Here is a 23,698-nt window from a genome sequence, read left to right as displayed (position 1 = left end):
GTAAAGGCTATGGCTTGTCTTGCCACGGGGATGCGCTACCATGGCCCTCCCTTTTTTTGTTGCCTGCCACCATGCACTGTCCCTTCTGCGGTGCCAACGACACCAAGGTCATTGACTCACGTCTGGTCGCCGAGGGCGATCAAGTGCGTCGCCGGCGCGAATGCCTGGCCTGTGGTGAACGTTTCACCACCTTCGAAACCGCCGAACTGGTATTGCCGCGCCTGATCAAGTCCGACGGCAGCCGCCAGCCTTTCGACGAAGAAAAACTGCGCGCCGGTATGCAGCGCGCCCTGGAAAAACGCCCGGTGAGTGTCGAGCGGCTGGAGGCGGCGCTGGTGCATATCAAGCACAAGCTGCGTGCGACCGGCGAGCGCGAGGTCAAGAGCCTGGTGGTTGGAGAATTGGTGATGGGCGAGCTGCAAAAGCTCGACGAAGTCGCCTATATCCGTTTCGCCTCGGTCTATCGACGCTTCCAGGACCTCAATGAGTTCCGCGAAGAGATCGACCGCCTGGCCCGGGAGCCTGCCAAACAATGAACCCACCGTCTGCCGAACAAGCTGTCCTGGACGCCCACTACATGGCCCGCGCCCTCGAATTGGCGCGCAAAGGCTTGTACACCACCCATCCCAACCCTCGGGTCGGCTGCGTGATCGTGCGCGATGGGCAGATTGTCGGTGAAGGTTGGCATGAGCGCACCGGCGAGCCCCACGCCGAGCCCAACGCCCTGCGCGCCGCCGGTGACAAGGCCCGGGGCGCCACGGTGTACGTGACCCTCGAACCGTGCAGCCACCACGGGCGTACACCGCCGTGCGCCGATGCCTTGGTCACGGCCGGTGTCGCGCGCGTCGTGGCCGGCATGCAGGACCCGAACCCCGAAGTGGCCGGGCGCGGCATGCAGCGTCTGGCGCAAGCCGGGATCGAGGTCTTTAGTGGCGTGCTGGAAGCCCAGGCCCGCGCATTGAATCCGGGGTTCCTCAAGCGCATGGAACACGGCCTGCCCTTCGTGCGGGTCAAGCTGGCAATGAGCCTGGACGGTCGCACCGCCATGGCCAGTGGCGAAAGCCAATGGATCACCGGTCCGGCTGCCCGCGCCGCCGTGCAGCGCCTGCGTGCCGAGGCCAGTGTGGTGCTGACCGGCGCCGACACGGTGCTCGCCGACGGCGCCCGCCTGACCGTGCGCGCTGCCGAACTGGGCCTGGACGAAGCCACCACGGCCCTGGCCATGTCGCGCCCGCCGCTACGTGTACTGATTGACGGCCGCCTGCGCGTGCCGCTCAACGCACCGTTCTTCAAGGCCGGGCCGGCGCTGGTCATCACCTGCGTGACCCCGGAGAACCAGTTCCCACGGGGCCCCGAATGCCTGGTGGTGCCGGGTGTCGATGGCCAGGTCGACCTGCGTTCGGCACTGGTGGCGCTGGCCGCCCGTGGCGTCAACGAAGTGTTGGTCGAGGCAGGCCCGAGCCTGGCGGGGGCATTTGCCCAGCAAGGCCTGGTGGATGAGTACGTGATATTCATCGCCGGCAAGTTCCTCGGTTCCGCTGCACGGCCGTTGCTGGACTGGCCGCTTGAGAAACTGGCCGACGCCCCCCAACTCAAGATCACTGAAATGCGCGCTGTAGGCGACGACTGGCGAGTCACTGCCATCCCGCTTCCACCCGCGAGCGTATAATTCTGACCGGGCGCTCAAGTGCCCGCACCGTTTTCCAGGAGAAGGCCATGTTCACCGGCATCATCGAATCCATCGGCAGCATCCGCGCCATGACCCCAAAAGGCGGCGATGTGCGCCTGTCGGTTGAAACCGGCAAGCTCGACCTCGGCGACGTCAAGCTGGGTGACAGCATCGCGATCAACGGCGTGTGCCTGACCGTCATCGAGTTGCCGGGCAACGGCTTTGCCGCCGACGTCAGCCGGGAAACCCTGGATTGCACCGCGATGAACGACCTCAAGGCCGGCAGCCCGGTGAACCTGGAAAAAGCCCTGACCCCGACCACCCGCCTCGGCGGTCACCTGGTCAGCGGCCACGTCGACGGCGTCGGCGAAGTGGTAGCCCGCAGCGAAAACGCGCGTGCCGTGGAGTTCCGTATCCGCGCGCCCAAAGAGCTGGCCAAGTACATCGCGCACAAAGGCTCGATCACCGTCGATGGCACCAGCCTGACCGTGAACGCCGTGAACGGCGCCGAATTCGAACTGACCATCATTCCCCACACCCTCAGCGAAACCATCATGGCGTCCTACCAGCCAGGCCGCCGGGTGAACCTGGAAGTCGACTTGCTTGCCCGTTACCTGGAGCGCCTGTTACTGGGCGATAAGGCCGCAGAGCCAACCGGAAGTAACATCACCGAAAGTTTTCTGGCCGCTAACGGCTACCTGAAATCCTGACCAAGGGGGTGCCACGTGGCGCTCAATAGCATCGAAGAACTGGTTGAAGACATCCGCCAAGGCAAGATGGTCATCCTCATGGATGACGAAGACCGCGAGAACGAAGGCGACATCATCATGGCCGCCGAGGCCTGCAAGCCCGAGCACATCAACTTCATGGCCAAGCACGCCCGTGGGTTGATCTGCATGCCCATGAGCCGCGAGCGCTGCGAATTGCTCAAGCTGCCGTTGATGGCGCCGCGCAACGGCTCCGGGTTTGGCACCAAGTTCACCGTGTCCATCGAAGCGACGACGGGCGTCACCACCGGTATCTCCGCTGCCGACCGCGCACGCACCGTGCAAGCGGCCGCCGCGAAGGACGCCAAGGCCGAAGACATCGTCAGCCCCGGCCACATCTTCCCGTTGATGGCCCAACCGGGTGGCACCCTGGCCCGCGCCGGCCACACCGAAGCCGCCTGCGACCTGGCGCGCATGGCCGGTTTCGAGCCCAGCGGCGTGATCTGCGAAGTGATGAACGACGACGGCACCATGGCCCGTCGCACCGAACTCGAGGCGTTTGCCGCCGAACACGACATCAAGATCGGCACCATCGCCGACCTGATTCACTACCGGATGATCCACGAACGTACCGTTCAGCGGATTGCCGAGCAGCCACTGGACAGCGAACTGGGCCAATTCAATTTGGTGACCTACCGTGATTCAGTGGAAGGCGACGTGCACATGGCCCTGACCCTGGGCACCGTGTGCGCCGAAGAGCCGACCCTGGTGCGCGTGCACAACATGGACCCACTGCGCGATCTGCTGATGGTCAAGCAGCCGGGCCGCTGGAGCCTGCGCGCCGCGATGGCTGCGGTCTCCGAGGCCGGCAGCGGTGTGGTGCTGTTGCTCGGCCACCCGCTGGATGGCGATGTGCTGCTGGCGCATATCCGTGAAACGGCCGACCACGCGCCGGTGAAAAAGCCGACCACCTACAGCATTGTCGGTGCCGGTTCGCAGATCCTGCGTGATCTGGGCGTGCGCAAAATGCGCCTGATGAGCGCACCGATGAAATTTAATGCCATATCCGGTTTCGACCTGGAAGTTGTAGAATACGTGCCCTCCGAATAAAGGCCGGCGATTTCTGCCCCTTGTTCGCGGTTAAATCATCACTAAGGGACGCACTTTTCGCGTCCCCGCTCTTTAAGAGATTTGTCGAATGACCCTGAAGACCATCGAAGGTACCTTCATCGCCCCCAAAGGCCGCTACGCCCTGGTGGTTGGCCGCTTCAACAGCTTCGTGGTTGAAAGCCTGGTAAGCGGTGCCGTGGACGCCCTGGTTCGCCACGGTGTGAGCGAGAGCGACATCACGATCATCCGTGCGCCTGGCGCCTTCGAAATTCCGCTGGTTGCGCAAAAAGTTGCTCAACAGGGCGAATACGCGGCGATCATCGCCCTGGGCGCGGTCATTCGAGGCGGCACTCCGCACTTCGAATACGTGGCTGGCGAATGCACCAAGGGCCTGGCCCAGGTGTCCATGGAGTTCGGCGTGCCGGTTGCGTTCGGCGTTCTGACCGTTGATTCCATCGAGCAAGCCATCGAGCGTTCCGGCACCAAGGCCGGCAACAAAGGTGCTGAAGCTGCCCTGTCCGCCCTGGAAATGGTCAGCCTGCTGTCGCAGTTGGAGGCCAAGTGATTTCCGACGAGAGCGATCGTTTCAACCCACGCGACGAGCGTCCAGCCGATGCCGGCAAGCCATCGAAGAACGAGAAGCGTCGCGCTGCTCGTCAGTTGGCGACCCAGGCGCTGTACCAACGTCACCTGGCCGGTGCCTCGCTGAACGAAATCGAAGCGCAGTTTCGCGTCGACAACGATTTCACCTTCGCCGACCTGCCGTATTTCCACGACATCCTGCACGGCGTGCATGCGCACCTGACCGAGATCGACACGGCCCTGGCACCTTGCCTGGACCTGACCATCGACGAACTGGACCCGGTTGAACTGTGCGTGATGCGCCTGTCCGCTTGGGAACTGCTCTATCGCGTCGACGTGCCGTACCGCGTAGTGATCAACGAAGGCATCGAACTGGCGAAAGTCTACGGTTCGACCGACGGTCACAAGTTCGTCAATGGCGTGCTCGACAAGCTGGCCCCGCGCCTGCGCGAAGCCGAAGTGAAGGCGTACAAGCGCTAACCTGCGCTTGAATTCTTGATGGGCGAGTTTGAGCTGATCCGTAAATACTTCGCCGCCGCGCCCTGTGCGCAGGGCGGCGAAGGCATTGCCCTGGGGATCGGCGATGACTGCGCCTTGCTGGCGCTCCCCGCTGGGGAGCAGTTGGCAATCTCCACCGATACCTTGGTGGCTGGGGTGCATTTTTCCGACCCTTGCGACCCGTTCCTGCTCGGCCAGCGCTCGTTGGCCGTGGCGGTAAGCGACCTGGCGGCCATGGGCGCCCATCCCCTCGCATTTACCCTTGCCCTGACCACGCCGACCGTGGATGCCGATTGGCTGCAACGCTATGCCCAAGGTTTGAACGCCATGGCGCAGAGTTGCGGCGTGGGTCTAGTGGGCGGTGACACCACACGTGGCCCGCTGAGCCTGACCCTGACCGTGTTCGGTCGTGTGCCGGCCGGGCAGGCGTTGACCCGCAGCGGTGCGCAGCCGGGCGACCTGCTGTGCGTGGGCGGTGAGCTGGGCAACGCCGCCGGTGCCTTGCCGTTGGTCCTGGGGCAGCGCAGCGCCGACGCAGCCATCACCGAACCGTTGCTGGCCCATTACTGGTCGCCACAACCGCAACTGGCCCTGGGGCTGGCGCTGCGGGGCAAGGCTACGTCTGCGATGGACATCTCCGACGGTCTGCTGGCTGATTGCGGGCATATCGCCAAGGCTTCGGCCGTCAGCCTGTTGATCGAGCGCGAGCGATTACCGCTGTCAGAGGCGTTGCTGGCGTTTGTCGGCGATGACGAAGCGCGTGTGGCCGCGTTGAGTGGCGGCGATGATTATGTGCTGGCGTTCACCCTGCCACCTGCCGAACTGGCGCCGTTGCTGGCCAGCGGTTGGCCGGTGCGGGTGATTGGCCGGGTCGAGGTGGGGCAGGGCGTGACGCTGCTGGACGCCAACGGGCGGGACATCACCCCGGCCGTGCGCGGTTATCAGCACTTTCGCGATGCGCCGTAAGTCGGCGCGCTGCGCTACCCTCTATCCGATGGTTACGAAGTAGGAGGTTGTCCGTATGGATGTGCGCCGCTGGCTGCTTATCCTACTGTGCGCAATGACATCTTTGGCTCAGGCCGATCAGGTGCCCGGCAAGGTTCTGCTCGCCAGTGAAGCCTGGGACGACTACACCAATACCGATGGCAGCGGTCTGGCCTGGGACGTCTTGCGCCAGGTGTTCGAGCCGGAGGGAATCACCCTGCAAACCCGTACCGAACCCTATACACGCTCGGTCGGCCTTACCCAGCGCGGCGAGGTGGACGGCTGGGTGGGCGCCTATCGCGACGAAGCCACCGGGGTGTTGTATCCCCGTTCGAATTTCGACTCCGACCATATCTACGCCCTTGGACTGGCCAGCACGCCACCGCCGACGTTGGCCACATTGGGCAACTATCGCCTGGCCTGGGTGCGCGGCTACAAGTACGAGGACTACCTGCCCAATGTGCAGCGTTTCAACCAGATCGAGCGGCGCGACAGCGTCACGTCAATGCTCCTGCATGCCCGGGCGGACTTCTATATCGATGCCCTGACCGAGGTCAGCGAAGTCCTCAAGCAAGCGCCGGACCCTTCCAGGTTCAAACTGACGCATCTCGCGGAACTGCCGCTGTACGTGGGTTTTGCCGATACCGAACGAGGCCGCAGCCTGATGGCGGTATTTGACCGGCGCATGGCCGCCCTTGTGAGCAGCGGCGAGCTGAAACCGATCTTTGAACGCTGGAAACAGCCGTATCCGTTCTGACCTGCATAGAACCGGGATGAAGGCCAATCGAACCGATTGATCTTTATCAGCGATAATTCAGCTTAAGCGTCTGTAGGAACGTGCTGTTACAATGGCCGCCTTTGTAAAAACTGAAATCAGGAGCACACGGTGCCCGTCGTTTTCGTCGCCGCTTCCAAGCTGCCTACCCCTTTTGCCACGTTCACCATGAACGGCTTTCTCGAAGAAGCCACCGGCCGCGAGCACGTTGTGCTCAGCCTTGGCGACATCGCTGACGGCGCGCCGGTGCTTGGCCGCGTGCACTCCGAATGCCTGACTGGCGATGCACTGTTCAGCCAGCGTTGCGACTGTGGTTCACAACTGGAAGCCGCCATGCGTGCCATCGCCCGTGAAGGCCGTGGTGTGTTGCTGTATCTGCGCCAGGAAGGCCGTGGCATTGGCCTGATGAACAAGATCCGCGCCTATGAGTTGCAAGATGGCGGCGCCGACACCGTCGAAGCCAACGAGCGCCTGGGGTTTGCCGCCGACCAGCGGGACTATGCGATCTGCCTGCCGATGCTCGAGCACCTGGGCGTCAAGTCCCTGCGCTTGATGACCAACAACCCGCGCAAGGTCAAGGCCTTGACCGAAATGGGTATCACCGTCGCCGAGCGTGTGCCGCTGCACACCGGGCACAACCCGCACAACAAGCTTTACCTGGCCACCAAAGCCAGCAAGCTCGACCACATGATGGGCAATGAGCATCAGGGCGAGGTCGACCGCGCGTGACCCGTGGCCAGGTGAAACGGCGACTGTCCTTCAACTGGTGGCAGTACCTGGCCCTGGCGCTGCTGCCTTTGTTTGTGATCAACCTGGTGTTTGGCCAGACCGAAGCCCTGCTGCCGGTACTGGCCATGCCGTTCTTTATCGCCGGCGTGGCCTCGATGTTTCTCAGCCTGCGTTACTTTCACGGCTATAAACACGCGTTGATCGCCACCTCCAAAGCCCTCGATACCCCTGAAGAGCCCGCGGCCTGGATCACCCTGGCAGCCCGCCGACGTACCGCCTTGCTGATTGCCGCCATACCGGCCTGGATCGGCGCGCTGGCGGTGTTTGTCGGCCTCGAAGCGGTGCCACTGTTTTTGTTGGCGCTGTCGACGCTGGTGCTGTTTTACCTCTACCGCATCCCTCGCCAACTGGGATGAAGCGCCACTGGCTGGCGCTTGTGTTGCTGGCATCCAGCGTTCAGGTGCTGGCGGTTGAGCGTGTAGTCAGCCTGGCGCCATCCCTGTCTGAAATCGTGCTTGAGCTGGGCGCCGCCGACCTGCTGGTGGGCGTGCTCGACAGCGGCGAACGGCCGGCAGCCTTGGCAGAGGTGCCGTCAGTCGGGCGCTACGGCCAGTTGGACATGGAGCGTCTGCTCAGCCTCAAACCCGACCTGATCCTGCTGTGGCCCGGCAGTGTCGGCCCGGCGCAGCGTGAGCAGCTACAGCGTTTGAATATTCCGGTTTACCTCGCCGACCCCCATAGCCTTGAACAACTGGTCATTCAGGTGGACGCGATTGCCGTGCAACTGGGGCGTGCGGACGCTGGCCGCCGATTGGCCGCCAACTTGCGCGAACAACTGGTTGAACTGCGCCGGCGTTACCAGCGCGCCGAGCCGTTGCGGGTGTTTTACCAGGTGTGGAACCAGCCGCTGTATACCGTGGGCGGTGAGCAGATCATCAGTGATGCGCTGAAGGTGTGCGGCGCACGCAATGTGTTCGATGACCTCAAGCTGCCTGCGCCGCAGGTGAGCATCGAGTCGGTGTTGCAGCGTGATCCGCAGGTGATTCTGGTCGGTGATCAGGCGCAGAAAGAGGCCTGGAATGCCTGGCCGGCGATGGCGATGCGGGTTCGGGTGGTGCCGGACAAAGGGCTGGAGCGGCCCAGTGGGCAGATGGTGCAGGCGCTGGCGCGCTTGTGTCAGGTGATTGCGCCGAGCCTCTGAAGGTAGTCCAAACCAATGTGGGAAGGGCTTGCCCCTCCCACATTCTGATCCGGGTTACAGGCCCAGTTGTACCGTGCGCTTGAGTACCGCCGCCTCGATACCCGCTTCATCCAAACCACATTCCGCCAGCATTTGCGCCGGCTTGGCGTGTTCGACGTACACATCCGGCAAGCCCAGGTGCAGCACCGACTTGAGGATGTTCTCCCGCGCCAGGAACTCGCTGACCGCCGCACCCGCGCCGCCCATGATGGCGTTTTCTTCAACCGTCACCAGCAGCTCATGGCTGGCGGCCATCTCGCGGACCAAGGCTTCATCCAACGGTTTGACGAAGCGCATGTCGACCACGGTAGCGTCGATCTTCTCGGCCACTTTCAGGGCTTCGGCCAGTTGCACGCCAAACACCAGGAACGCTGTCTTGCGGCCTTGGCGTCGCACGATGCCCTTGCCGATCTCGATAGGCGCCAGGTCCTTCTCGATCACTGCATTCGGGCCATTGCCGCGGGGGTAACGCACGGCGGCCGGACCGTTGTAGAGGTGGCCGGTGCTGAGCATCTTGCGCAGTTCGTTCTCGTCGCTCGGGGTCATCACCAGCATGCCGGGGATGCAGCGCAAGTAGGACAAATCGAAGCTGCCGGCGTGGGTCGGGCCGTCTTCGCCAACCAGGCCGGCGCGGTCGATGGCGAAGAGCACGTCGAGGTTCTGCACGGCGACGTCATGTACCAGTTGGTCGTAGCCGCGTTGCAGGAACGTGGAGTAGATCGCCACCACCGGCTTGGCACCTTCGCAGGCCATGCCAGCGGCGAACGTCACCGCGTGCTGCTCGGCAATCGCCACGTCGAAGTAGCGCAGCGGGAAGCGCTCGCTGAAGGCCACCAGGTCGGAGCCCTCCTTCATCGCCGGGGTGATCCCCACCAGGCGCGGGTCGGCAGCGGCCATGTCGCACAGCCATTCGCCGAACACGCCGGAGTACTTCGGCCCACTGGCCTTTTTCGGCGCGGCGGCGGGGGCGTCCAGCGGTTCCAGCTTGGTGATGGCGTGGTAGCCAATCGGGTCGACTTCCGCAGGCGCGAAGCCTTTGCCTTTCTTGGTGACGATGTGCAGGAACTGCGGGCCCTTGAGGTCACGCATGTTGCGCAGCGTGGCGATCAGGGTCGGCAGGTCATGGCCGTCGATCGGGCCGATGTAGTTCCAGCCCAATTCTTCGAACAGGGTGCCGGGAACCAGCATGCCCTTGGCATATTCTTCGGTGCGCCGGGCAATTTCCCACGCGCCGGGCAGGCGCGAGAGCACTTTCTTGCTGCCTTCGCGCATGCTGGCGTAGGTGCGGCTGGAAAGGATTTTTGCCAGGTAATTGGACAAGCCACCGACGTTGCGCGAGATCGACATGTCGTTGTCGTTGAGGATCACCAACATGTTGGCGTCCACTTCCGGCGCGTGGTTCAACGCTTCGAAGGCCATGCCGGCGGTCAGCGCGCCATCACCGATCACCGCAATCGCCTTGCGATCGCTGCCTTGCAGGCGGGCGGCAATCGCCATGCCCAGCGCGGCACTGATGGAGGTGCTGGAGTGACCGACGCCAAAGGTGTCGTACTCGCTCTCGGAGCGACGCGGGAAGGCGGCAATGCCGTCCTTCTGGCGCAGGCTGCCCATCTGGTCGCGGCGGCCCGTGAGGATTTTATGCGGATACGCCTGATGGCCCACGTCCCACACCAGCCGGTCGTCCGGGGTGTCGAACACGTAATGCAGGGCGATAGTCAGCTCGATGACGCCCAGGCCGGCACCGAAATGCCCACCGGTCTGGCCGACCGTGTAGAGCAATTCCAGGCGCAACTCATCGGCCAGGGTTTCCAGCTCGGCTTCACCCAGACGACGCAGGCCGGCCGGCGTGGCAGCACGGTCGAGCAGGGGCGTGGACGGGCGCTTGCGGGGAATCTCTTGAAACGTCGTGGGCATCAGGCGAATCGTTATAGGTATAGAAGAGGCGGCAGTTTACCTCAAGCATCGCAAACTGCCCACGCAGAGCGCCGAACTTGGCTGATATGCGGCTGCAATGGCCGCAGTAATCAGTGCCGGCGTTCGACGATATACCGCGCCAGGTCGCGCAGTGGCTCGGCTGCCGCGTCGAAAGGTCGCAGGGCGTCCAGGGCCTGGTCGCGTAGTTCCAAGGCGTAGGCCTTGGCCGATTCAAGCCCAAGCAGCGCAGGATAAGTCGGTTTGTCCCGTGCGATGTCGGCGCCCTGGCGTTTGCCCAGGGTCGCGGTGTCACTTTCGACGTCGAGGATGTCGTCCTGCACCTGGAAAGCCAGGCCGATGGCGCGGGAATAGGTTTTCAACGCAGCCAACTGCGCAGCGTCGGCACGGCCACTGGCCAGGGCGCCGAGTTGCACGGCAGCTTCGATCAGCGCACCGGTCTTGTGGCGGTGCATGTATTCCAGGGCGTGTTGATCGAGCTTCTGGCCGACCGAACCCAGGTCGATGGCCTGGCCGCCGACCATACCGGCGGGGCCCGCCGCCAGGGCCAGGGCGGTGACCATGCGCAAGCGGATCTCGGCGTTGGCGTCGCTCAGCGTCGGGTCCAGCAGTGCGCTGAACGCCAGGCTTTGCAGGCCGTCACCGGCCAGAATCGCGCAGGCTTCGTCAAAGGCTTTGTGGGTGGTGGGCTGGCCGCGACGCAGATCGTCATCGTCCATGGCCGGCAAATCGTCATGCACCAGGGAATAGGCGTGGATCAACTCCACCGCACACGCCGCGCCGTTGGCCTGCTCGGCAGGCGCGCCGAGGGCTTCGCAGGCGGCATAGGCCAATAACGGGCGCACGCGCTTGCCGCCATTCATCACGCTATAGCGCATGGCTGCATAAAGACGTGTGAGTTCGGGGCTTGGCGCAACAAACAAGGGCTCCAGCGCCGCATTGACCCGGGCTTGGCTACTGGCCTGATACGCGTCGATCATTCCGGCTGTTCCGCATCGAAAGGTTCTTCGGCCATTTCCCCGTCACGCTCCAGCAGCACCTGGACCTTCTGCTCCGCCTGCGCCAAGGCGCTCTGGCAGTCGCGGGTCAGGCCGATGCCTTGCTCAAACGCTGTCAACGAGTCTTCCAGCGACAACTCGCCGTTCTCCAGACGCTCGACCAGGGTTTGCAGGTCGGCGAGGGATTGTTCGAAATCGAGTGCAACTTTTTTGCGGGCCATGGCGGCTATTCCGGTAGACGGTAAACCGGCGCGACACTAGCAGACATGGGGGATGGGGGCAAATGAGTGGGGGCTCGATCGTCTGGGCCAGTGATTTGATAGCGCATACCGCGACCCTTATAGGGCGATGCCTTAAAAGGCACCGTTGGTCGATCAGGCCGTGCTGATCCACGCTGTACTGCTCGACGTTGCTGCATAGAAATGTGGTCAGCAGGCGTGTGAGCCGATTGTGTAGCCTAATTGACGGTTATCTCGATGATGGCCCGGTGCTATTCTGCGTCACGACCTGCAGCCATCCGTGGACAGTGCAGGCAAAAAAAAGCGCGTTTGAGGAGATAGGGATATGTCGTTGTTGGCGTTCTTGCAGGCCAGGAAATACTCAAGCTCGGGGCGTGTCTATGTAGCACCCAATATTCCCAAGAAGCTGCTGAGCAACGCGCTGGCCGCTTACGATTTGACGCTGGACCCCAGCGACGTGGTGGTGTTGGTCGACGACACCATGTTTGGCAGCGGCAAGGACGGTTGCCTGATCGCGCACGACTGCCTGGCGATCCGTGAAACCTTCACTGACGCTGTCACCTACGCCTACAGCGAGGTGCAGTCGCTGGAGCTCCAGGGCAGCAAACTCTTCCTCAACAAGCGTCAGGCAATTGCCTTCAACATGCCGGACAAGGCGGATCTGAACCGCTGTTTCGCATTGGTCCTGGAGTGGATGAGCAGCCAGTCCGATGCTGCGCCTTCGGCCAAGCGCACCGAAGTGAAAGCTGCCGCCGGCAATCAGGAGTTGAGCGCCGCCCAAGTCGAGTCGGTGGTGCAGATGAGCGTCAACCTGGCCGAGCGCCTGGGCTTGGAGCGCGTTTACGTGCGCCCGCACATTCCGCAGAAAAAACTGCAAGCGGCGCTGGAGTCTTACGGCGCCAATATGCGTGAAGACGAAGTGCTGGTGCTGATCGATGACACCCTGTTCGGTGGCGCCAAGGAAGGCGTGCTGATGGGCGAGAGCAAGCTGGCGCTGAAAATGGTGTTTGAAGCACCGCGCCTGTTTTTCTGGCGCCATCTGGAGGGGCTGGCGGTGGAGAAGCGCGACCTGTACGTCAACTCGCGTAAGGTCGGCTCCTTCACTCAGGTAGGCGAAAAGGAATTGGGCGAGTTCTTTTCGCTGATCGACCAGGCGTTGATCGATGTGCGCCAGGCCTCGGTCGACTACACCCCTGCGCCCCAGCAGGTGGTGCCCGAGCCTGAACCTGAGGTGTTGGAGCCTGCGCAGGTGGAAGAAATTTCTGCCCTGGCGGTCATCGAAGACACACCAGTACGTAGTCCCGCCGAGCAGCAGAGCAAGGTCAGCGGCAAAGACAAACTGCTCGGTTATGTCGCCGTGGCCATCGAGCAAAACAAGCCCAAGATCCTGCCGTTTCTCAAGGAAAAAACCGGCGAGGCGTCCCTGGCTGCACTGCGTGATGACGCCAACGTCGAGAAGCTGGGCGTGTTCATTTATGCCTTCCTGCCGGGGGTGGTTCGTCTCGCGCTGAAGGAAGATACCTTCGTGCGCTTCATGCTGGAAAACCGCAACAAACTCCTCGACAAACTATTGACCGGCGAAGCCGAACGCGTCGCTGCCTTGCCGGACATCACGCCGGCGGCGCCCGTGAGCCGTGGCTACCATGCCGATCTGGACGACCTGTTGATGGACGATGAACCCGAGCTGCGGCCGGGGCAGCAACCCGTCGACATCCTGCGTGCGATTTTGCAGGAGATGAAACAGGATCAGCTCGAAGACCCGGATGCCGAGTTCATCTGGCAGTTGCCCATTGATTTCCTGGAAGCGCTGATTCCCAAGGCGGAAAAACTGATTGGCGCTCCCGATAAAAAGGTCGAGGACCAGGTCTTCTTTGTGCTGGCGCTGATGTACGGTTTTTCCTTCCACAAGGTGCCGGAGGCCGTGCGTACTCAGGAGAACATTTTCGAGACATTCCTCAACGGTTTCGGCGTGATCTGCAGCAGCTACGAGGAACGTAACCCCGCCAGCACCTTCAATCTGGACGATGATGTGCTGCCGATGTTGTTGATCATGACCAAAGTGGCGAGCAAGCAGCAGCTCAACGAGCTGGTCAGGAAAATGCTCGACGAGCACAGCACCGTCAGTGAACCGGGTGACTTCGAGATGGATGACATCATGTTGCTGCTTCGTGCCGCCAACACCGGCGCGGTGGCCTGGGTGGACGCACTGACCCGTGTCTGCGTCGCCCAGGAGCGCGAAGTGCAACGCAAATGGGGAGACGTGCTCAACTAAGTGCGGGACGGGCGGCCAGTTTCAACCAGGCGTTCAAACTGGCATTGCCCCTGCGCGTCTTGCAGGCTGGCCTCAAAGGCCAGCAAACCGGCCAGCACCTGCTGCTGGGCTGCAATCTGCGTGACCAGTTCATGCTTCTTTTGCGCAATCGCCGCCGTCGCCCGTTGTTGTGCCAACGCACCTGCCGGGGCGCCGTGGAGAATTTCCTGCAACTCCTTGAGCTTGAATCCCAGTTGCTGGGCGCACTTGATGAACATCAGCAGCTCGACACTTTGCTCTGAATAGACCCGGTATTGGCCCTCGCGCCGGGCCGTCGGCAGCAGGCCGATCGCCTCATAGTGACGAATCGCCTTGATGGTCGTGCCCGACAGTTGCGCGGCTTTGCCGATGTACATGAAAACTCCCTTTTTCCAGAAGTGCGCCGGCTTGTTTCAGCCAGGCGTCGCGCTGCGTGGATGTCGATCCGAGGACCGGCCCGAACAGCAACGTCTTGATCGGCTTGATGCCGCAAAACGCCAGGGTGGTCTTGCGCATCTGATGTACGCCCGGCATGTGATAGAACCAACGGTAATACCACGGCGGCGTATCCAGGGTCACCAACAGGTGTGCGGTTCGGCCGCGCAGGAGTTTGTCAGGAAACGCCTTGCCTGCTCGGTATTTGAAGGCAAAACCGGGTAGGAAAATACGGTCGATAAAGCCTTTCATCAAGGCCGGTATGCCACCCCACCAGATGGGGAAAGCCAAGGTCAGGTGTGTGGCCCACAGGATGTCGGCTTGCGCGCGGAGCAGATCGGCTTCCAGGGGTTGAATCTGGTTGTAGCCGTTGTGCAGGATCGGGTCGAAATCAAGCTCGCCCAAGCGTAGGACGCGCACCTCATGGCCTGCGGTTTTTGCACTGCGGATGTAGGCGTCGGCGAGGGCAGAGCAGAGGCTGGTCGTGGAGGGGTGGCCGAGGATGACCAGGATGCGATGGGCCATGGCGGGATGTCCTGAAAGTGGGGGTTCAGGGTAGGGGGTGCTGTATAGGGGAGAGTCAAGCAATACGCCTATTTGCAATTGCCAGCAGGACGGATCTGCAATCCTTGAGAGGCCCTTCCTGAAGCGTTCGTTGTGCTTTGTGGCCTTGGATGACGCTGGCTAGCTTGCCTCAACACTCCCGCTTTGACTTTTTGAGCCTGGCGTTGGACGCGCAGGAGCACGACATAGAAACCGCGTTGATCAAGCATGTCACCGACTTTCTGCGGGGGTTAGAGGAGCGCAAACAACAAAAGCCTGCTTTTCAGGGCAGGCATTTTGTTTAACGCGCTTTGCTTAGTTCTTGTGCGCCGTCAGCGCCGCATAACCATTCATCAGGTTGCGATAGTTCGGAATGCGCTGGGACAACAGGTTGCCCAGGCCTTCGATGTCGTTGCGCCAGTCGCGGTGCAGCTCACACGCCACCGAGAACCAGTTCATCATCTGCGCGCCGGCCTGGGTCATGCGGCTCCATGCGGCCTGCTGCACGGTGGTGTTGAAGGTGCCCGAGGCATCGGTGACCACGAACACATCAAAGCCTTCGGCCAGTGCCGAGAGGGTAGGGAACGCTACGCACACATCGGTGACCACGCCGGCAATGATGATCTGCTTGCGGCCGGTGGCCTTGATCGCCTTGACGAAGTCTTCGTTGTCCCAGGCGTTGATCTGGCCTGGGCGGGCGATGTACGGCGCGTCCGGGAACATTTCCTTCAACTCTGGCACCAGCGGGCCGTTGGGGCCTTGCTCGAAGCTGGTGGTGAGGATGGTCGGCAGTTCGAAGAACTTGGCCAGGTCCGCCAGGGCGAGCACGTTGTTCTTGAACTCGTTGGGCGAGAAGTCCTGCACCAGGGAAATCAGGCCGGTCTGGTGGTCGACCAGCAGGACTACGGCGTCGTCTTTGTTCAAGCGGTTGTAGGTTGGAGTGCTCATGGTTGAATCCTTTTTTGTTTAGGTTGGTTGGGCGTTGCGTTCAACATGGGCACAGATTAATGGGTGGGTGGCGGTGGATAAATCGGCTGAAATGGGTAATACCGTCAACTCAAAAGCGACAATCGTTGAATCTTCACCCGTACGGGGAGGGACGTAGCCAAGAAAAGTCATACAAAAAATCTCACGCGTGAGCTATTGAGCGTGATGAAAATTGCCTGTAGATTTTCTCACGCGTGAGTTTTTCACTACGAGGTCAGCATCATGAAAAGCAGCTCTCCATCGAGCCCGTCCGCCGGGTCCGATTCCGATTCCGCAAGCTTTCAAGGAGAGCGCTTGAAACCGGCCGCGAAAAAGCCATCGAGCTTCTACATGAAACAGATGCGCGCGGGCCTGGCGGCCGCCGGGTATGTGAAACACGAGACTTGGGTGCTTCCCGAAAACCGAAGCCTGCTCAAGCAGATGGAGAAACAGCTCCGCCAGCCGATCCTGGTTGGCTCATTCATGTCGGAGAATTACATGAGCGCAGGTAACAACTGGAATATCGATCGCCTCTTCACCGCTCTCCAGGCCCTGGACGAAGTGGTCGCCAATGACATTACGCTTTCTCTGGTGCAAGGCTCCGAGTCCAGCATCAAGCTGGAGATGAACGACTTCGGTGGCTTGCCGATTTACATCGCGGTGGTGGGCGAGCAGATCATCGTGGATACCGTGCTGGTCGACGTCGAGTCCATCAACGACGTGCCGAAATTCAATGACGCCGTGTTGCGCAGCCGGGAAATGTTCCCGCTGTCCTCGATCGGCATCGAGTCGATGCCTAATGGGCAAGTTGTCTACAACATGTTCGGCGCGTTGAGCTCCGACTCCAGCCTGACCAACATCGTGACCGAGGTGAAAACCCTGGTCGACAACGTGCAGCGCGCCAGCGAAGCCTTCGAACGTTTCTTCAATTAAGTATTCGGGAGTACCCAATGACTCAGTCCATCTGGAGCAAATTGTTCACCGCGCTGCGTGGCGGTGCAAGCGAAGTCGGCGAGTCGATCGTCGACCAGCAGGCCCTGCGTATTCTCGACCAGGAAATCCGCGACGCCGACACCGCGCTTGCCAACGCCAAGCGTGAGTTGGTCAGCATCATGGCCAAGCACAAACTGGCGACTGATCGCGTCGGTGAGTACGACGCCAAGATCAAGGACCTGGAGTCCAAGGCGATGGCGGCTATCCAGGCCAATCGTGAAGACCTGGCCCTGGAAGTGGCCGAAGCCATTTCGACCCTGACCAACGAGCGGGATGTCGAGCAAAAGCAGGCCGCCGAGTTCGGTGGTTACGCGGACAGCATGCGCAAGGACATCACCAAGGCCGAAAGCCGGATCAAAAGCCTGCGCCAGCAAGTGGACATGGCCAAGGCGCGTGAAAGCGTGCAAAAGGCTCAAGTCAGCGCGTCCATCGCCAGTGGCGGTGCCAACGGCAAGCTGGAGACCGCTGTCGGTACGCTGAATCGCTTGCAGGCCAAGCAGCAGCAACGCGCGGCTGAACTGCAAGCCCAGGATGAACTGGCCGAGGCGTCGACGGGCTCCGACCTGGAGCGCAAGCTGCGTGAAGCCGGCATCACGCCGAATGAAGGCAGTGCCAATGCGATCCTCGAACGCCTGAAGAAAAAGTCAGCCGAGTAAGGCCGACAAGGGCGAACACTGCACCTGTGGTGAGGGCGCTTGCTCCCGCTGGACGGCGCAAACAAAAGCTGGGGGCCGCTTCGCGTCAAGCGCCCTCGCCACAGGTCAATTCTTACCCTATCTGCTTTTTAACGACGTCGAGGTCAGGATGGATGCCTTGAAGGGTTTCAAGATAATCGCAGGCCTGGCCTTGTGCATGGTTGCACTGCAACTGCTCAATGTCGCGACCGGGTACAGCCTCATGGCATTCGGCCTGGTCCCGAGAACGGTGCAGGGATTGCTTGGCATCCTCGCGTCACCGTTCCTGCACGGGTCCTTTGCCCACCTCAGTGCGAACCTGATCGCGTTTCTGGTACTGGGCACCCTGGTCATTATCGAAGGGCTCAACCGGTTCGTCAGCGTCAGCGCGATCATAATTGTACTGGGCGGCTCATTGGTCTGGCTGTTCGGTTTTGCGGGTATACACGTGGGCGCCAGCGGCTGGGTATTCGGGCTGTGGGCTTATCTGTTGTCTCGGGCCTGGTTTCACAGCAGCTGGGCCAACCTGATAACGGCCGGTGTGGTGGCGGTACTTTATGGTGGCCTGATCCTTGGTTTCCTGCCTCGCCAGGGGGTTTCCTTCGAAGGGCATCTGTTTGGTGCGTTCGCCGGATTTATTGCAGCCAAGGTACTTCTCTCGGCGCCGCGCAGCAGGTTTAATGCCGGCTGACTGCGCTTGAGCATCCTGCTTTCAGGAATCAAGTACCCAAGGAACCAGGGGCAAAAATGTCGACTTTCCTGTTGTTGCGCCAACTCTCTTCTTGCTTCGATCAGCCCGCCCAGTGCCATGCGCATTGAAGGCTGCGCCTCTACCTGCCTCAAGGAAATCTCCAATGGGATGGTTTAAACAGTTGATGGGGCTTGAGGCCCCGCGAGCCAATGCCGAGTCGAAACCGCTCTTGCCAAGCACTGGCCCATTGGGCCTGGCCCCAGGCAAAGGCGTGATGTTCGACACGAGCCTGAAGTTGCTGCTCGATGAGAAAACCTCGGTGGTGATTCCCGGCTCCCAGGAAATCTGGAGCAACGGCACCGTGGATCTCGGGCAGTCGACCTGGCTGTCGCGCTATTACATGAACGACGAGGATTACTGGTTGCAGGTCCACACCACGGGCGAGATCGCCGGGCAGGTGGAGTCCGTGATCCTGTTTAACTACCTGAGCTACGTCACCCTCAGCAGCGAAGCCGAACTGCGTCGACTGGCCGGGCCGCAGAGTCTGATCGGGTTGCCGACCTACACCCACGACGGCGTCGAATACGCCCGTGTGTGGGGCAGCGAAAACGGCCAGACAGAATTGGTGGCGATGAGCGAGCAGGTGATAAGCCCCGAGGATTCCTACAGCGTCGAGCACCGCTCGATGCTATATGCCCGTGACACCGGCCTGACCGATCGACGCGAGTTCCTGTTGTTTTCTGTCGAAGAAGACGCCGAAGGCACCATCAGCCTGAGCACGTCGCTGGGCATTTCGCTGTACACCACCGACCTGACCGCGCTCTAAAAAAGGAAGCCATCCATGCTAGAAGCTCTTTCCATTTCCCTGAACAAAGCCGCCGTACTCGGGTTTGTCCTCTACATCCTCGGTGCGGCCGTACTGTTCGTGCTGTTCCAGTTCATCTACACCCGCATCACCCCGCACAAGGAGTTCGAGCTGATCCGTGCGGGCAACGTGTCCGCGGCGGTCGCCCTGGGTGGCGCCATCATCGGTTTTGCCATTCCTGCCAGCAACGTGATTGCCTATTCGATCAGCCTTCTCGACTTCGCCGTTTGGGCGATCATCGCGGCTGTCGTCCAACTGCTGGCGTTTTTGTTGACCAGCCTGGTGCTCAAAGGCACGTCCGAGCGCATCAGGAACGGCGAGCTCGCGGCCGGCATCTACGTGGCTGCAGTGGCCATCAGCGTCGGCATGTTGAATGCCGCGTGCATGACGCCTACCCAGAACTGATCGCGCACGGAGCTCCCGATGAAACGAAGCAAGTATGTCCAGCTTTCGCTGGCAGCGTCGGTCGCCATGGCGATCTCCGGCTGTGGGCCGACGGAAAAAACCTACGATTTGCAGAAGAAGTACAACTTCCAGTCGGTTCAGCAATGTGCCGATGAGAAGCTGCCGGTGGACGTCTGCTCGGACGCCTATATGACCGCGATGGCCGAGCACCGCCGGATTGCGCCGGTGTACGACAGCCAGGCCGATTGCGATGCCGACTTTGTCGCTGACTGGTGCCAACAGGACTCCAGCGGAAAATTCATCCCCAGGCTGGGTGGTTTCGAACTGACCGCCGAAGGCCAGGTAACGCAATCCCAGGTCGATGCGGCCAACGCCCAGGCGGCGGGCGCGCAAGCGAGCAGTGGCGGCTCAGGCTTTTCCACCAGCAGCCTGCTGACTGGGCTGCTGATCGGCAACATGCTGAGCAACAATCGCAACAGCTACCGCTCCGAGCCGGTGTACCGCTATCGCGATGATCGCGGCGATTACGCCTCTTCAACGCTCAACCAACGTGTCTCGAAAGGCGCGACCTTCGGCCGCTCGAACCAGGCCAGGTACGGCAGCAGCAATTACACCAACACGCTGCGTTCCTCCAGCAAGTCCAGCTCCGTTGCGTCGGCCACCTCCCGTGGTGGCTTCGGCAGCAAGGCCAGCGCACGCAGTGGCTGGGGCGGCGGTAGGTCGAGCAGCTAAGGAGGGCTGGCCATGAAGAAAATCCAATGCGCAGAACGTCACGACTGGAAACAAACCGCCGACAGCCTCGGCTTCCTGTTCCACACCATCGACAACGAGCCCTATTGGGATGAGCGCGCGTACTACCAGTTCACGCTCAAGCAAATTGAGCAGGACCTGGAAGACCCGACCACCGAGATCCATGAGATGTGCATGGACCTCGTGGCCCGTGTGGTCCAGAGCGAAGAGTTGCTCGAGCGCCTGAGCATTCCCGCGCCGTTCTTTGACATGATCCGCACCTCATGGCTCGAAGGCCACCCGCACCTGTACGGGCGCATGGACTTTTCCTACAACGGCAACGGTCCCGCCAAACTGCTCGAACTCAACTACGACACACCGACCAGCCTCTACGAGGCTGCGGCGTTTCAGTGGGGCTGGCTGGAACAATGCATCGAGCGCGGCCTGCTGCCCAAGCACGCCGACCAGTTCAACAGCATCGACACCAAACTGCACCAGGCCTTTGCCCAATTGCAGGTGAACCAGCCGTTCTACTTCGCCTCGATGAAAGACTCGGTCGAAGACAAAGGCACCACCGACTACCTGCGCCTCGTCGCGGAAAAAGTCGGCATCGAATCCCGTCATATCGACATCGAAGACATCGGCCTGACCAGCGAAGGCCGCTTCGTCGACCTCCAGGATCGCTGGATTCCCCACCTGTTCAAGCTGCACGCCTGGGAGTTCATCTTCCATGAGCCGTTTGGTGCCGCGATTGCCCAGAGCGACACGCAGTTCTTCGAGCCGGCATGGAAATCCATCCTCTCCAACAAAGGCGTCCTTCCCCTGTTATGGGAGTTCAACAGCGGCCACCCGAATTTACTCGCGGCGCACCTGGATACCGATCCGGGTAAAGCCGTGCCGAAGGGCTGGGTGCGCAAGCCGTTCTTCTCACGGGAAGGGGCGAACATTGAACTGCAAACGGTGGATGGGCTGATCGTGAAGGAAGACGGGCCCTATACGGATGCGCCGTTCATCCTTCAGGAGTTCGCGCCGCTGCCGCGGTTTGGGGACAGTTATACGTTGATTGGTTCCTGGGTGATCGGGGACCAGGCGGCGGGGATTGGCGTGCGCGAGGATAATAGTTTGATAACGAAGGATTCGAGTCGGTTTTTGCCGCATTTGATACTGGATTGAAAACGACGGGCTTCTCGGCAATGTCTGGTGAATGTCAGTCGGTTATTGATCAGGGCTGAAGTGGAGAGGGGAACTTTGTGCACGTAGGCGATATATTGAATTAAAACAGCATGGCTTAAACATAAGCAGGTTGAGTATTAAAGTTTAATCGTGTTCTGTTTTCGGTGAATTTACCTGCATAAGCCGTTCTGATATAGTGCTCCGCTGAGGAGAGAAATATGCTATTGCCACGTTTTCCCGCAACACGCTTTCAAGGTTCAAAAAGAAAGATTCTTCCGGAAATTGCCGCACTGATAGAAGCTGAAAAGTGCGACTCAATAATTGATCTGTATTCCGGGTCCGGGATCGTGGCATTGTTATTTCGTTATCTGGGCAAAAGAGTTCTGGCAAACGATTACTTGAAATACAATCAAAATACCGCCTCTTTGTTCTTGAATTACTCACAGGAAGAGCTGAGTGCGCTGGATTTGGATGCGGACTTGGATTTCTTGCTGAATCACCGTGCCGATGATTTTGAATCTATTGTGTCTGACGAGTTTCAAGGAGTTTACTTTAAGCCTCATGAAAATAGCGAGATAGACAACTTTTGCCAGAACATACAGCGCTATTGCGGATTAAAGCAAAGCCTTTATATCTACGCAGTGGGGCAGGCGCTCATCAAGAAGAGACCTTATAATCTGTTTCATCGCGCGAATCTGGATATGCGCCTCAAGGATGTCGTCAGGTCCTTTGGCAACGCGAAGACCTGGGAAACCTCAATCAAGGAGCATGCCGTAAAGTGCATAAAGGAATTGGCAGCCTTGCCTGCTGTTGATGCACGGCAGCCGATAACAACCTGTGTTGACACGGCCTGCCTGCAAGCGCTTCCTCAAGATTATGATGTTGTGTATATGGACCCTCCCTACATGAATGGGAAGTCTGTGTCGGTTAATTACTCCAACTTTTATCATTTTTTGGAAGGCTTATGTGACTATAGCCTTTTCTCGAAAGGCGATACTCGATACCCGCACAAACCCATCGTAAATATAGAAAGCGCCTGGCATAAAAAAGAGTCTGCGCTCAAGCAATTAAAGTACATATGCGAGTATTTTCATTCGTCGACCATCATCATGAGCTATAGAAGCGACGGTACACCGTCTCCCCTTGAGATCCAGGCGGTCATGCAGGGTTGTGGCAGGCAGGTGGAGATACACACGGCAGGTGAATACAAATATGCGCTGAGCAAAAACGCGGACAATGAAGAAATTTTTATCATCGCACGCCTGTAGTTGGCGACGGGGCACTCAACTACAGGCATGCGGACGCGCAAAAGTTTACAGAAACCTCTGGAAGTCCGGGTGAGCCAGCAGGTCTTGCTGGGTTTTAATCGCGCCCTTGTAGTGGTCGTAGTTCTGCCAATAAAAGTCGCAGGCTTCTTTTACTTGAGAGAAATGTGAGAACGGCCCTTTGACTGTCGAGAACTCCTGAGGGCTTTTCAGCTTGATGGAACCAATGTTGGCGGTATTGCCGCTTCCCGCTCTCAATCCTACAACATCAGTCTTTTCTCTGATGAAGATGCTCTGCAAGTCATAAGGGCATTTGATGTCGCCGGCTTTTGGTATGTTGGTTAGATCATACTCTTCAAATGCCAGGTTTCGCGTGTAGATAAAGCCAATCACCCAATGATGGGTGTAGGTCGAATACGGATGTAAAATGTTTTTGGTGTCATTCCTGATAAACGACTTATAACTTCCCAGGGTCAGGCCCATGGGTTTTCCTTGGGCGTGATAGGTCGTTTTGATGTCGATGGCGATGCGTTGTACGACATTGCCATAGTTATCGAACTTGGTGAAGGTGAAATCGGGATACGTGGTCTGATTAGCGTTGGCTACGATAAACCCGTGATTGAGTGCGATGGTTCTGAGAACCGGGCTGGCAAGCCTTTCAAATACAGTACTGATGACTTTTGTATCGGAGTCGATGGGGTAGACCCGGTTTTGCTCGTCAATAAAACCCTGGATTTCCCAGGTCCAGCCTTTTGTGTAGTTACGAAATTCTTTTTCGAAATCATTGAGTGTGATCACTACTACCTCTTAACTCTGCCCAATCAAAAAACACATCAAGCTCCCTGTCAAAGCGCCTTGCTAGTGTCCGAGTTGTTTCAGACGCAGGATATACTGCGGGTTGGATTTGTGTCCATTTGCGCAGCTCGCTTAAAAGCAGCGCGCGCGACTATCTCCGAGGACGCGTGAGGTGGGGCCCCTGAAAGTCAATTCGGCCATTTATTGCAGGCATTAAAAAGCCGGCTTGTGGCCGGCTTCTCGGGGACTGCTTCAGCTTGTTTTTGACAAGCCTCACCAGCCTTCAAATCGCTCAGCCAACGTCGCGTCTGGCTGAATGGTAGGGGCATCCGCGGGAACTCCTCCGCATCGCCAGACAGGGGAAACAGCTGAACGCCACCCCTGCCAAATGTGCGGCGCATGATACCCACA

At 60.0% G+C, this 23,698-nt stretch carries 27 protein-coding genes and 1 pseudogene; 20 read left to right on the top strand and 8 right to left on the bottom strand.

Annotation, left to right across the window (positions count from 1 at the left end):
• Positions 1-71 precede the first annotated feature (71 nt).
• Complete coding sequence (gene nrdR, locus PSH81_RS23985) at positions 72-536, top strand: transcriptional regulator NrdR (RefSeq protein ID WP_185708644.1); 465 nt, start codon at positions 72-74, stop codon at positions 534-536.
• Positions 533-1,669, top strand: coding sequence for a bifunctional diaminohydroxyphosphoribosylaminopyrimidine deaminase/5-amino-6-(5-phosphoribosylamino)uracil reductase RibD (gene ribD, locus PSH81_RS23980; RefSeq protein ID WP_192299077.1), 1,137 nt, complete (start codon positions 533-535; stop codon positions 1,667-1,669). The genes nrdR and ribD overlap by 4 nt, the downstream gene beginning before the upstream one ends.
• Positions 1,670-1,729: 60 nt before the next feature.
• On the opposite strand, the pseudogene PSH81_RS27635 reads toward ribD, so the two are convergent.
• Positions 1,730-1,780 (bottom strand): annotated as a pseudogene (locus PSH81_RS27635) (hypothetical protein); the annotation flags it as partial.
• On the opposite strand from PSH81_RS27635, the gene PSH81_RS23975 reads away from it, so the two are divergent.
• The 9 genes from PSH81_RS23975 (at position 1,759) to PSH81_RS23935 (ending at position 8,255) form a co-directional block, all read left to right on the top strand.
• On the top strand, positions 1,759-2,379 hold the full coding sequence (locus PSH81_RS23975; RefSeq protein ID WP_370694927.1) for a riboflavin synthase: 621 nt from the start codon (positions 1,759-1,761) through the stop codon (positions 2,377-2,379). The pseudogene PSH81_RS27635 and the gene PSH81_RS23975 sit on opposite strands and share 22 nt — an antisense overlap.
• A 15-nt stretch (positions 2,380-2,394) precedes the next feature.
• On the top strand, positions 2,395-3,486 hold the full coding sequence (gene ribBA / locus PSH81_RS23970; RefSeq protein WP_192299076.1) for a bifunctional 3,4-dihydroxy-2-butanone-4-phosphate synthase/GTP cyclohydrolase II: 1,092 nt from the start codon (positions 2,395-2,397) through the stop codon (positions 3,484-3,486).
• 88 nt (positions 3,487-3,574) lie between these two features.
• The gene (ribE, locus tag PSH81_RS23965) at positions 3,575-4,051 is read left to right on the top strand and encodes a 6,7-dimethyl-8-ribityllumazine synthase (protein ID WP_003176356.1); all 477 of its coding nucleotides are present in this window, start codon (positions 3,575-3,577) and stop codon (positions 4,049-4,051) included.
• Positions 4,048-4,548 carry a transcription antitermination factor NusB gene (nusB, locus tag PSH81_RS23960; RefSeq protein WP_226455833.1) on the top strand — a complete coding sequence of 167 codons (501 nt, stop codon included), beginning with the start codon at positions 4,048-4,050 and terminating at the stop codon, positions 4,546-4,548. The genes ribE and nusB overlap by 4 nt, the downstream gene beginning before the upstream one ends.
• 18 nt (positions 4,549-4,566) lie before the next feature.
• The gene (thiL, locus tag PSH81_RS23955; RefSeq protein ID WP_226455832.1) at positions 4,567-5,532 is read left to right on the top strand and encodes a thiamine-phosphate kinase; all 966 of its coding nucleotides are present in this window, start codon (positions 4,567-4,569) and stop codon (positions 5,530-5,532) included.
• A gap of 55 nt (positions 5,533-5,587) precedes the next feature.
• Positions 5,588-6,307 (top strand): ABC transporter substrate-binding protein, encoded by a 720-nt coding sequence (locus tag PSH81_RS23950; protein ID WP_192299073.1) that lies wholly within the window; start codon positions 5,588-5,590, stop codon positions 6,305-6,307.
• A 129-nt stretch (positions 6,308-6,436) separates the two neighbouring features.
• Positions 6,437-7,054, top strand: a complete 618-nt coding sequence (gene ribA / locus PSH81_RS23945) for a GTP cyclohydrolase II (RefSeq protein WP_016978544.1) — start codon at positions 6,437-6,439, stop codon at positions 7,052-7,054.
• Positions 7,051-7,470 carry a nuclear FMR1 interacting 1 family protein gene (locus PSH81_RS23940; RefSeq protein ID WP_192299072.1) on the top strand — a complete coding sequence of 140 codons (420 nt, stop codon included), beginning with the start codon at positions 7,051-7,053 and terminating at the stop codon, positions 7,468-7,470. The genes ribA and PSH81_RS23940 overlap by 4 nt, the downstream gene beginning before the upstream one ends.
• Positions 7,467-8,255 carry a cobalamin-binding protein gene (locus PSH81_RS23935; protein WP_226455831.1) on the top strand — a complete coding sequence of 263 codons (789 nt, stop codon included), beginning with the start codon at positions 7,467-7,469 and terminating at the stop codon, positions 8,253-8,255. The genes PSH81_RS23940 and PSH81_RS23935 overlap by 4 nt, the downstream gene beginning before the upstream one ends.
• Positions 8,256-8,309: 54 nt before the next feature.
• Here the strand turns inward: PSH81_RS23935 and dxs are convergent, their stop codons facing one another.
• The 3 genes from dxs to PSH81_RS23920 all read right to left on the bottom strand — a co-directional run bounded on the left by dxs (position 8,310) and on the right by PSH81_RS23920 (position 11,445).
• Positions 8,310-10,208: a 1-deoxy-D-xylulose-5-phosphate synthase gene (dxs, locus tag PSH81_RS23930; protein WP_305391603.1), complete on the bottom strand. Its 1,899-nt coding sequence runs from the start codon at positions 10,206-10,208 to the stop codon at positions 8,310-8,312.
• 110 nt (positions 10,209-10,318) lie between these two features.
• Positions 10,319-11,206: a (2E,6E)-farnesyl diphosphate synthase gene (ispA, locus tag PSH81_RS23925; protein ID WP_305391602.1), complete on the bottom strand. Its 888-nt coding sequence runs from the start codon at positions 11,204-11,206 to the stop codon at positions 10,319-10,321.
• Positions 11,203-11,445 carry an exodeoxyribonuclease VII small subunit gene (locus PSH81_RS23920; protein ID WP_305391601.1) on the bottom strand — a complete coding sequence of 81 codons (243 nt, stop codon included), beginning with the start codon at positions 11,443-11,445 and terminating at the stop codon, positions 11,203-11,205. Before PSH81_RS23920 ends, ispA begins: the two co-directional genes overlap by 4 nt.
• Positions 11,446-11,788: 343 nt before the next feature.
• On the opposite strand from PSH81_RS23920, the gene PSH81_RS23915 reads away from it, so the two are divergent.
• On the top strand, positions 11,789-13,735 hold the full coding sequence (locus tag PSH81_RS23915; RefSeq protein ID WP_305391600.1) for a hypothetical protein: 1,947 nt from the start codon (positions 11,789-11,791) through the stop codon (positions 13,733-13,735).
• Here the strand turns inward: PSH81_RS23915 and PSH81_RS23910 are convergent.
• From PSH81_RS23910 to ycaC, 3 genes are all read right to left on the bottom strand, one after another.
• Positions 13,732-14,130, bottom strand: coding sequence for a MerR family transcriptional regulator (locus tag PSH81_RS23910; RefSeq protein ID WP_226455826.1), 399 nt, complete (start codon positions 14,128-14,130; stop codon positions 13,732-13,734). The two genes, PSH81_RS23915 and PSH81_RS23910, sit on opposite strands and share 4 nt — an antisense overlap.
• Entirely contained in the window at positions 14,069-14,713 is a 645-nt protein-coding gene (locus tag PSH81_RS23905; protein ID WP_305391599.1) for an NAD(P)H-dependent oxidoreductase, read from the bottom strand. The genes PSH81_RS23910 and PSH81_RS23905 overlap by 62 nt, the downstream gene beginning before the upstream one ends.
• 333 nt (positions 14,714-15,046) lie before the next feature.
• Positions 15,047-15,679 carry an isochorismate family cysteine hydrolase YcaC gene (gene ycaC, locus PSH81_RS23900; protein WP_192299065.1) on the bottom strand — a complete coding sequence of 211 codons (633 nt, stop codon included), beginning with the start codon at positions 15,677-15,679 and terminating at the stop codon, positions 15,047-15,049.
• Between the two features lie 369 nt (positions 15,680-16,048).
• Between ycaC and PSH81_RS23895 the strand changes: the two genes are divergently transcribed.
• From PSH81_RS23895 to PSH81_RS23860, 8 genes are all read left to right on the top strand, one after another.
• On the top strand, positions 16,049-16,630 hold the full coding sequence (locus PSH81_RS23895; protein ID WP_305391598.1) for a YjfI family protein: 582 nt from the start codon (positions 16,049-16,051) through the stop codon (positions 16,628-16,630).
• Positions 16,631-16,647: 17 nt separating this feature from the next.
• On the top strand, positions 16,648-17,346 hold the full coding sequence (locus PSH81_RS23890) for a PspA/IM30 family protein (RefSeq protein ID WP_192299063.1): 699 nt from the start codon (positions 16,648-16,650) through the stop codon (positions 17,344-17,346).
• Positions 17,347-17,494: 148 nt separating this feature from the next.
• A complete protein-coding gene (locus PSH81_RS23885) occupies positions 17,495-18,055 on the top strand; it encodes a rhomboid family intramembrane serine protease (protein ID WP_305391597.1) in 561 nt (186 codons plus the stop codon).
• Positions 18,056-18,218: 163 nt separating this feature from the next.
• Positions 18,219-18,881, top strand: coding sequence for a DUF2491 family protein (locus PSH81_RS23880; RefSeq protein ID WP_305391596.1), 663 nt, complete (start codon positions 18,219-18,221; stop codon positions 18,879-18,881).
• Positions 18,882-18,896: 15 nt separating this feature from the next.
• A complete protein-coding gene (locus PSH81_RS23875; protein WP_192299060.1) occupies positions 18,897-19,325 on the top strand; it encodes a DUF350 domain-containing protein in 429 nt (142 codons plus the stop codon).
• An 18-nt stretch (positions 19,326-19,343) separates the two neighbouring features.
• A complete protein-coding gene (locus tag PSH81_RS23870; protein WP_192299059.1) occupies positions 19,344-20,057 on the top strand; it encodes a DUF1190 domain-containing protein in 714 nt (237 codons plus the stop codon).
• Positions 20,058-20,069: 12 nt separating this feature from the next.
• A complete protein-coding gene (locus PSH81_RS23865; RefSeq protein ID WP_226455822.1) occupies positions 20,070-21,227 on the top strand; it encodes a glutathionylspermidine synthase family protein in 1,158 nt (385 codons plus the stop codon).
• A gap of 218 nt (positions 21,228-21,445) precedes the next feature.
• Entirely contained in the window at positions 21,446-22,495 is a 1,050-nt protein-coding gene (locus tag PSH81_RS23860; protein WP_305391595.1) for a DNA adenine methylase, read from the top strand.
• 45 nt (positions 22,496-22,540) lie between these two features.
• Here the strand turns inward: PSH81_RS23860 and PSH81_RS23855 are convergent, their stop codons facing one another.
• Positions 22,541-23,290 (bottom strand): type II restriction endonuclease, encoded by a 750-nt coding sequence (locus tag PSH81_RS23855; protein WP_192299056.1) that lies wholly within the window; start codon positions 23,288-23,290, stop codon positions 22,541-22,543.
• Positions 23,291-23,698 lie beyond the last annotated feature (408 nt).

Source organism: Pseudomonas sp. FP2335 (assembly GCF_030687535.1).
In the GTDB taxonomy this organism is placed as follows: domain Bacteria; phylum Pseudomonadota; class Gammaproteobacteria; order Pseudomonadales; family Pseudomonadaceae; genus Aquipseudomonas.
The sequence above is the reverse complement of the archived record's forward strand: the minus strand, read 5'-3'. Positions and strand labels throughout refer to the sequence as shown.

What these genes read in the sequence shown, in the direction of transcription:
- PSH81_RS23910 (WP_226455826.1), bottom strand. Translation starts at nt 14,130, where the DNA reads ATGTACATCGGCAAAGCCGCGCAACTGTCGGGCACGACCATCAAGGCG.
- PSH81_RS23915 (WP_305391600.1), top strand. Translation starts at nt 11,789, where the DNA reads ATGTCGTTGTTGGCGTTCTTGCAGGCCAGGAAATACTCAAGCTCGGGG.
- PSH81_RS23885 (WP_305391597.1), top strand. Translation starts at nt 17,495, where the DNA reads ATGGATGCCTTGAAGGGTTTCAAGATAATCGCAGGCCTGGCCTTGTGC.
- thiL (WP_226455832.1), top strand. Translation starts at nt 4,567, where the DNA reads ATGGGCGAGTTTGAGCTGATCCGTAAATACTTCGCCGCCGCGCCCTGT.
- dxs (WP_305391603.1), bottom strand. Translation starts at nt 10,208, where the DNA reads ATGCCCACGACGTTTCAAGAGATTCCCCGCAAGCGCCCGTCCACGCCC.
- PSH81_RS23905 (WP_305391599.1), bottom strand. Translation starts at nt 14,713, where the DNA reads ATGGCCCATCGCATCCTGGTCATCCTCGGCCACCCCTCCACGACCAGC.
- PSH81_RS23975 (WP_370694927.1), top strand. Translation starts at nt 1,759, where the DNA reads ATGACCCCAAAAGGCGGCGATGTGCGCCTGTCGGTTGAAACCGGCAAG.
- nrdR (WP_185708644.1), top strand. Translation starts at nt 72, where the DNA reads ATGCACTGTCCCTTCTGCGGTGCCAACGACACCAAGGTCATTGACTCA.
- ispA (WP_305391602.1), bottom strand. Translation starts at nt 11,206, where the DNA reads ATGATCGACGCGTATCAGGCCAGTAGCCAAGCCCGGGTCAATGCGGCG.
- PSH81_RS23920 (WP_305391601.1), bottom strand. Translation starts at nt 11,445, where the DNA reads ATGGCCCGCAAAAAAGTTGCACTCGATTTCGAACAATCCCTCGCCGAC.
- PSH81_RS23860 (WP_305391595.1), top strand. Translation starts at nt 21,446, where the DNA reads ATGCTATTGCCACGTTTTCCCGCAACACGCTTTCAAGGTTCAAAAAGA.
- PSH81_RS23865 (WP_226455822.1), top strand. Translation starts at nt 20,070, where the DNA reads ATGAAGAAAATCCAATGCGCAGAACGTCACGACTGGAAACAAACCGCC.
- PSH81_RS23875 (WP_192299060.1), top strand. Translation starts at nt 18,897, where the DNA reads ATGCTAGAAGCTCTTTCCATTTCCCTGAACAAAGCCGCCGTACTCGGG.
- PSH81_RS23895 (WP_305391598.1), top strand. Translation starts at nt 16,049, where the DNA reads ATGAAACAGATGCGCGCGGGCCTGGCGGCCGCCGGGTATGTGAAACAC.
- PSH81_RS23935 (WP_226455831.1), top strand. Translation starts at nt 7,467, where the DNA reads ATGAAGCGCCACTGGCTGGCGCTTGTGTTGCTGGCATCCAGCGTTCAG.
- ycaC (WP_192299065.1), bottom strand. Translation starts at nt 15,679, where the DNA reads ATGAGCACTCCAACCTACAACCGCTTGAACAAAGACGACGCCGTAGTC.
- PSH81_RS23950 (WP_192299073.1), top strand. Translation starts at nt 5,588, where the DNA reads ATGGATGTGCGCCGCTGGCTGCTTATCCTACTGTGCGCAATGACATCT.
- PSH81_RS23880 (WP_305391596.1), top strand. Translation starts at nt 18,219, where the DNA reads ATGGGATGGTTTAAACAGTTGATGGGGCTTGAGGCCCCGCGAGCCAAT.
- PSH81_RS23870 (WP_192299059.1), top strand. Translation starts at nt 19,344, where the DNA reads ATGAAACGAAGCAAGTATGTCCAGCTTTCGCTGGCAGCGTCGGTCGCC.
- ribE (WP_003176356.1), top strand. Translation starts at nt 3,575, where the DNA reads ATGACCCTGAAGACCATCGAAGGTACCTTCATCGCCCCCAAAGGCCGC.
- PSH81_RS23890 (WP_192299063.1), top strand. Translation starts at nt 16,648, where the DNA reads ATGACTCAGTCCATCTGGAGCAAATTGTTCACCGCGCTGCGTGGCGGT.
- ribD (WP_192299077.1), top strand. Translation starts at nt 533, where the DNA reads ATGAACCCACCGTCTGCCGAACAAGCTGTCCTGGACGCCCACTACATG.